At 39.7% G+C, this 7,069-nt stretch carries 6 protein-coding genes; 1 reads left to right on the top strand and 5 read right to left on the bottom strand.

Annotated features, from left to right (window positions below; translation table 11 throughout):
• Positions 1-2,317: pyruvate:ferredoxin (flavodoxin) oxidoreductase (gene nifJ / locus ACTB00_RS19645; protein WP_463301611.1), on the top strand; the 2,317-nt coding region annotated here is incomplete at its 5' end.
• Positions 2,318-2,496: 179 nt separating this feature from the next.
• Here nifJ and ACTB00_RS19640 read toward each other — a convergent pair.
• The 5 genes from ACTB00_RS19640 to ACTB00_RS19620 form a co-directional block, all read right to left on the bottom strand.
• Positions 2,497-3,888 (bottom strand): FAD-binding oxidoreductase, encoded by a 1,392-nt coding sequence (locus ACTB00_RS19640; protein WP_463301610.1) that lies wholly within the window; start codon positions 3,886-3,888, stop codon positions 2,497-2,499.
• A 4-nt stretch (positions 3,889-3,892) separates the two neighbouring features.
• Entirely contained in the window at positions 3,893-4,279 is a 387-nt protein-coding gene (locus ACTB00_RS19635) for a cupin domain-containing protein (RefSeq protein WP_463301609.1), read from the bottom strand.
• 241 nt (positions 4,280-4,520) lie between these two features.
• The gene (locus tag ACTB00_RS19630; RefSeq protein ID WP_463301608.1) at positions 4,521-5,630 is read right to left on the bottom strand and encodes a nickel-binding protein; all 1,110 of its coding nucleotides are present in this window, start codon (positions 5,628-5,630) and stop codon (positions 4,521-4,523) included.
• Positions 5,631-5,767: 137 nt separating this feature from the next.
• A complete protein-coding gene (locus ACTB00_RS19625; RefSeq protein WP_463301607.1) occupies positions 5,768-5,974 on the bottom strand; it encodes a hypothetical protein in 207 nt (68 codons plus the stop codon).
• 42 nt (positions 5,975-6,016) lie between these two features.
• Complete coding sequence (locus ACTB00_RS19620) at positions 6,017-6,871, bottom strand: pirin family protein (protein WP_463301606.1); 855 nt, start codon at positions 6,869-6,871, stop codon at positions 6,017-6,019.
• Positions 6,872-7,069: the final 198 nt, after the last annotated feature.

The raw sequence follows: 7,069 nt of genomic DNA, 5'->3' as shown, positions 1-7,069 counted from the left end.
GCTCTTCCGATCTGAAGCTAAATTCTACGGTTTAGGTTCTGATGGTACGGTTGGTGCAAACAAAAACTCAATCAAAATTATTGGTGGATCAACTGATAAATTTTGCCAGGGTTATTTCGAATATGACTCGAAGAAATCAGGTGGTTTCACTTGTTCTCACTTACGTTTTGGTGACAGCCAAATTCGTTCAACTTACTTAATTACAACTCCTGACTTTGTAGCATGTCACGTTCCAGCTTACGTTAACTTATACAACGTACTGAAAGGCTTGAAAAAAGGAGGTTCATTCTTGTTGAATTCAATTTGGGATGAAGAAGAAACTAAAAAACGTTTACCAAATAGCATGAAGCGTTATTTGGCTGAAAACGAAATTAAATTCTACATCATCAATGGTACTAAATTAGGTGAAGAGCTAGGTCTTGGAACTCGTACCAACACCATCATGCAATCAGCTTTCTTCAAAATCACCGGTGTAATTCCTTACGAACAAGCGGTTGAAGAGATGAAAAAAGCGATTGTAAAATCGTACGGTTCAAAAGGGGAGAAAATTGTAAACATGAACTTTGCAGCTGTTGAGGCTGGAGGTAAAAATGTTACTACAGTTGAAGTACCTGCTGAATGGAAAGAAATTAAGCTGGAAGAAGAAATTGCAGCTACCGATCGTCCTGACTACATCAGCAAATTTGTTGACGTAATCAATGGACAAGAAGGTAACAGCCTTCCTGTTTCGACATTCACAGGATACGAAGACGGTACCTTTGAGCAAGGAACTTCTGCATTTGAAAAACGTGGTATCGCTGTTAACGTTCCTGAGTGGATTGGCGACAACTGTATTCAGTGTAACCAGTGTGCTTACGTTTGTCCTCACGCTTCTATCCGTCCATTCCTAATGACTGAAGAAGAATTGGCGAAGGCTCCTGAGAATACCGATGTAAAAGTTGCAACTCCAACAAAACAATTTCCAGGTTTAAACTTCCGTATCCAGGTTTCAGTGCTCGACTGTACCGGTTGTGGAAACTGTGCCGATGTTTGTCCTTCAAAAGAAAAAGCATTGGTTATGAAGCCTCTTGGATCGCAAGAGTCGCAAGTTGATCGCTGGAATTACATGGACAAAAATGTAAGCTACAAAGAAAAAGTAGTTGACAAATATAAATCAGTTAAAAACTCTCAGTTTGCTCAACCATTGTTTGAGTTCTCTGGAGCTTGTGCTGGTTGTGGTGAAACTCCATATATTAAATTAATCACTCAGCTTTATGGTGAACGCATGATGGTTGCTAATGCGACCGGTTGTTCTTCAATCTATGGTGGTTCTGCTCCGTCAACACCTTACTGTAAACACAAAGAAAGCGGACAAGGTCCAGCATGGGCTAACTCATTGTTCGAAGACAATGCCGAGTATGGTTTCGGTATGGCTGAAGGTGTTTCTGCTCAACGCGATCGTATTGAAATGATCATGAAAGATGCTCTTTCAAATGGTATCAGCGAAGACGTAAAAACAGCTTTCACAGCATGGATTGAAGGCAAAGATAACGCCGAAGCATCAAAAGAAGCTTCAGCCAGCGTATTGGCTGCTCTTGCAGGGAAAGATGCTGACTACGCCAAAGACATCCTTGGACTAAAAAAATACCTGGTTAAAAAATCAGTTTGGGTATTTGGTGGTGACGGATGGGCTTACGATATCGGTTATGGTGGTTTAGACCACGTATTGGCTTCAGGAGAAGATGTAAACGTATTGGTTATGGATACCGAGGTTTACTCGAACACCGGCGGTCAAGCATCAAAAGCAACACCAGTTGGTGCTGTTGCGAAATTCGCTTCTTCAGGTAAAAAGATCCGCAAAAAAGACTTGGGTGTTATGGCCATGTCATACGGATATGTTTACGTTGCACAAGTAGCAATGGGAGCAAACCAAGCACAATACCTGAAAGCATTGCGCGAAGCAGAGGCTTACCCGGGACCATCATTAATCATCGCTTATTCTCCTTGTATCAACCATGGACTGCGTGCTAGCATGGGCGCATCTCAGGCTGAAGAGAAAAAAGCAGTTGATGCAGGTTACTGGTCAATGTATCGCTACAATCCGATGTTGGAAGCTGAAGGAAAGAATCCATTCTCTTTAGATTCTAAAGAACCTGATTGGAGCAAATTCCAAGACTTCCTTGCCGGTGAAGTTCGTTATACTTCATTGAAAAAGTCGTTCCCGGAACAAGCTGCCGAGCTGTTCAAAGCTTCAGAAGAAAATGCCAAATGGCGTTATGCTTCCTACAAGCGATTGGCTGCTATGAATTTTGCACCAGAAGCTGTAGAAGAAAAGTAAAAAACCACTTTTATTATAATTCAAAAGCCATCTTCCTTTGGGAGGATGGCTTTTTTTATTGATGCTATTTCTAACAAAGAAATACGTTTTAAGTAGTGCGAATAATTTAGTGTCATGTTTCGAGCCTTTAACAATTTGTGATAGAAGCGAAACCGAAAATATCAAATAGGTCCGTGACCTTAGTTGGCTGGTTGAATATTTTGATTGACGTGGAAAAAATTATCCGGATCGTACTTCTTTTTAATTTGAGTCAGCCGCTCATAATTATAACGATAGCTGGCTTTTACCCTCTCCTGCCCTTCATCCATCATAAAATTGGAATATGCTCCTCCTGAAGAAAATGGACGCAATGCATCATAGTAATCTTTACACCACTTGGTGATAACGGCTGCATTGGCCGGATCAGGATCTACTCCAACAATCACTCCAGCATATTTCGCATCTCGATAAGCCCAGGGTGTTTCATCTTTATCAACCCGACTTGCAGCTCCACTTATTGGATAAAGATGCATTTGGGATAATGGCGTAGGAAGTTTTAATCCATTTTCCAAATGTTTCTTCCTGGCTTCGGGACCAATTTCATTGAAAAAATCGGCACGCCAATACCACTGCATTCCGGTTGGGAGCAACCCATCAAATAAAGTTTGAATGGCTGGATAAGGCATTTCTCCAACGTGAGCAAAAAAAGGTTTCTTATCCATAATTGGCTCGAATACTTTAGGCGCTTTACTGATGTCACCCGCATAGCACCAAACAATTCCACAAAACTTTTTCCCATGAAGATGCTCTGGAAATGGAGACTCTGGAATCGTTAAAGTTGCAACAAAACCATTGAGCTCATCAGGTGCCTGATGGATAAATCCATGATACCACTCCATGATTTCCTCAGTTTGTTCGATAGGCCACAATGTTGGTCCTCCAAAAACGGTTTTTACCGGATGTGCCTGAAATTTGAAAGACGTGACAATTCCAAAATTACCACCTCCTCCGCGTATCGCCCAGAAAAGGTCTTCATGTTGATTTGCACTTGCTGTTACAAAAGAGCCATCAGCTAAAACCATATCAGCTTCTAGCAAGTTGTCTATCGTTAAACCATATTTTCGGGATAAATGGCCAACTCCTCCTCCAAGTGTCAATCCACCAACACCTGTGGTTGATATGATTCCTGCAGGAATAGCCAACCCAAACGGATGAGTTGCGTGATCCACTTCACCCCACAAATTGCCTCCACCGACACGAACGGTTTGGTCTTGAACATTGACACGAACAAATTTGATTCCTGATAAATCGATGACCATGCCACCGTCACAAATTCCCAAACCTCCGGCATTGTGTCCACCACCGCGAACAGAAACCAGCAAATTGTTTTCCCGACCAAATTTCACACAATGAATAACGTCAGCAATATCGACACATTTTACAAACAGGCCGGGATGTTTATCGATCATTCCATTGAAAACTTTACGTGTTTCATCATAATCAGAATCATGAGGTTTGACAATAGTCCCCCTAATTCCTGCACTAAATTCCTCAATTCGTGCATTATCTATATCGCTTACATTATTTGCCATGATGTTAGCCTTTCGTTTTCTCAATCATATGATTAATAACATGAGTATGCTCGTGCTGAGGACTGAACATGATTATCTCTGCGTCCGAATCGACTTTGACATTATGCCCTGAAGGCCAGTAAAACAAATCATTAACGGTTACAGTTTCCTGATCGCCATTCGCATCCGTGGTTGTAATTTTACCTTTCAGAACATAACCCCAATGTGGACATTGACATTGGTTTCCTTCAAGTCCCATAAAAAGAGGTGTGGTATCTACTCCTGCAGAAAGGCTGAAATACTCACCGCTAATTTTACCAAGTCCGGATGCATCGCCGAAATTTGTTCTCTGACGTATGACAGCACCGGGAATTTCCATTTTCACCTCAATGTTTTCTTTTGCAATTTTCATTTCTAATCCTCCATTTTTATTTATTTAAAGACTTGTATTCACAACTTAAATACTCAATTACGATTACCGAATACCCTAACCAAACGACTAGACACTGACTAAAAGAAATTACATCAGCGATCACATTAACGCCGATCGAATTCAATTCAAAGTTACGACGACCTAAAATGCACTAACTAGCACATTTGATCCAATTAATGAGATTATTGTGTCTTTTTATCCGCTAAATGGAGATTCGTAATTATTCAGCAATGATATTTTGGTATTGAGAAGGTAATAAGCCGTATTTGCTAAAAAAACATTTGGTAAAATAGGAAGGACTATTAAAACCGGTTTCATAGGCAACTTCGGATATCGTATGGGTTTGTGCGTGAATTAAACTCACAGCTTTATTCAGCCGAAAATCTTTAATGAAGTTATTGGGAGATATTCCAACCAGGGAAGTGATTTTTCGATATAATTGCGACTTGCTAAATCCGAGATGTAATCCCAGTTTATCAACATGGAGATCGGGATTTTGCCAGGTTTCTGAAATGTAGTTCATCAGTTTCTCCAGAAATTGTTCATCAGATGGAGTCATCGCATAAACTAAATCAGTATCAACAAACACATTTGAATTTGCTTGCTTGCATAACTTTTTCACCTCCGATGACACTACAATTCGCGAATGAGCAATATGATACATTCGCTCTGCAGACTGCAGTGCTTCTTCAAAAAACAACTTTTTATTGGTTACCGGGACTCCTGCGCTAATTCCAGTTTTTAGATTAACAATGTCATGACCAGCGTTTCCTTCCCATTCCTGAAACTTGTTATGAACCTCAATTGCACACCAAGCAGCTTGCAATCCAGAATTAAACGACACAATGAAATGATCGTGATTTCGTGTCACAATGCGACCTTCAAAATCGCTAAAAACTTCTGAAAGAAGATTCATACGGGCCTGTGATTCAAACCCCTTGTCTGCTATCTTGTTTGAACTAAAAGGCAAATTAGAAAACCCGATATACATGATAATACGAAAAGCGGGGTCATCAATAATATTCAACTCACTATCGTGAGACTTTTCAGGATCTTCAATTCTACCCAGGAAAGATTCAACCACACTGACATCAACTTCAATAATTTGGTTCGGAATTTCGCCATGCGCATGATTGTGCATATCGATTAAACATTGCTTATTTGGTGCTTCAACCAGGCAAAAAGCAGTTTTTCGATTTCCATCGAACCAATAAGTTAATCCTTTACAATTAAACTCCTCCTGAATTTTCAAATCTTGCTGATGCAACTGAGCTACTGCTTCTGCAGTTACCACATCTGAAACATCATGACGATCCATATAAATAGGCATAAGATTGATTTTATAGCATAAACAATAGTCTTAATCTATTTATACCGATTTTTACTTAAACTTGTTCTATAAGATATTTTGAAAACCAAACATTTACCACGGATATAGAAATACGGACTTTATTTCGCTGATAAAATTCAATCAGTCTCATCTCTACAATTTTTACAGACTTGCCGTGCCAAGGCTGCAATTGCAACAAAACTAACGACCAATGCTATCCGATAGTCCCTGAGCGGATTATCTTCTATCAGATTGGTTAATGCAATGATCAACGCGAAGAAATTAATCACTAGAATAACCATTAATCCGTATCGTAGCAGCTTCCGCTTATTCAATTTATCCATATTTTATTTAGTGGTAAGTTAATAAAAATGACGCCATATAAATTAATGGCTCCAAGTACCAAATTTACCATTTTTATAATCTTCGTAGGCCTTGACAATTTCCTCTTGGGTATTCATCACAAAGGGACCATGAGAAACAACCGGTTCATCTATCGGTGGCGCATATCCCAGTAATAACATACTTTGTTCAAGCGCTTCAACTTTAATCATCGATCCATCATTAACAAATTCAACCAAGCGCTTTGCTTCTACCATCTGACCATTGACTTCCATTTTCCCACGAATAAGGTAGAAAAAGACGTTTCTTGTTTTAGGTATTGTCAATTCCAATTCTGAATCCGGGTTAAAGTCAATGGTTGACAAATGAACGCCAATTCCTGATTGAAAAGGCCCCTTTACGCCCTCCCAATCACCGGAAACCAAATTTACATTTACTTGTCCATCATTTAAATCAATTTTCGGAATCTGTTCTTTTTGAACTCCTTTGTAAAAAGGATCGCACATCTTATCTTTTGCGGGCAGATTGACCCAAAGCTGCAAGATCTCCAATGGTCCACCTTTTTGCTTAAACTCCTCAGAGGAAACTTCTGAATGAATCAAACCTCTACCTGCCGTCATCCATTGAACACCGCCCGATTTAATGACACTTTTCTGTCCACTGCTATCAAAATGAGCAATATCTCCGTCCAGTATAAAAGTTACTGTTTCCATGCCACGATGTGGATGGGGACCAAACGGAAGACCACTATTGTTTTCCGGATATTCCTGCGGGCCATGGTGATTTAAGAATAGAAATGGGTCTATGTGTTGGATCGAACGAGTCGGAATCACCCGATCCGTTGTTAAGTCCTGAATTGGATCACTCTCCGGTTGATGTATTTTCTTTACTGTTCTCATCGATTATTGTTCTTTTTAAGTAAGAACAGCGAAAACAGACAGATGTTTAAAACATGAATCAATCAGAAGTCAGCATCCGTAATGGCAATTTTCAGATATTACGATTCAGCTAAATAGAATTACAATTGGATAAAAATCACTTTCGTTTATTCTTGTTTTTAAGAACCAGCTCCCCTTGAGAAAACCTGTTCAAATTGA

Source organism: Sunxiuqinia sp., from assembly GCF_055140945.1.
This window is presented reverse-complemented; position numbering and strand designations above follow the sequence as displayed.

Excerpts from the sequence above, each read along its gene's own strand:
- ACTB00_RS19620 (WP_463301606.1), bottom strand. The coding sequence starts at position 6,871 with ATGAGAACAGTAAAGAAAATACATCAACCGGAGAGTGATCCAATTCAG.
- ACTB00_RS19630 (WP_463301608.1), bottom strand. The coding sequence starts at position 5,630 with ATGCCTATTTATATGGATCGTCATGATGTTTCAGATGTGGTAACTGCA.
- ACTB00_RS19625 (WP_463301607.1), bottom strand. The coding sequence starts at position 5,974 with ATGGATAAATTGAATAAGCGGAAGCTGCTACGATACGGATTAATGGTT.
- ACTB00_RS19635 (WP_463301609.1), bottom strand. The coding sequence starts at position 4,279 with ATGAAAATTGCAAAAGAAAACATTGAGGTGAAAATGGAAATTCCCGGT.
- ACTB00_RS19640 (WP_463301610.1), bottom strand. The coding sequence starts at position 3,888 with ATGGCAAATAATGTAAGCGATATAGATAATGCACGAATTGAGGAATTT.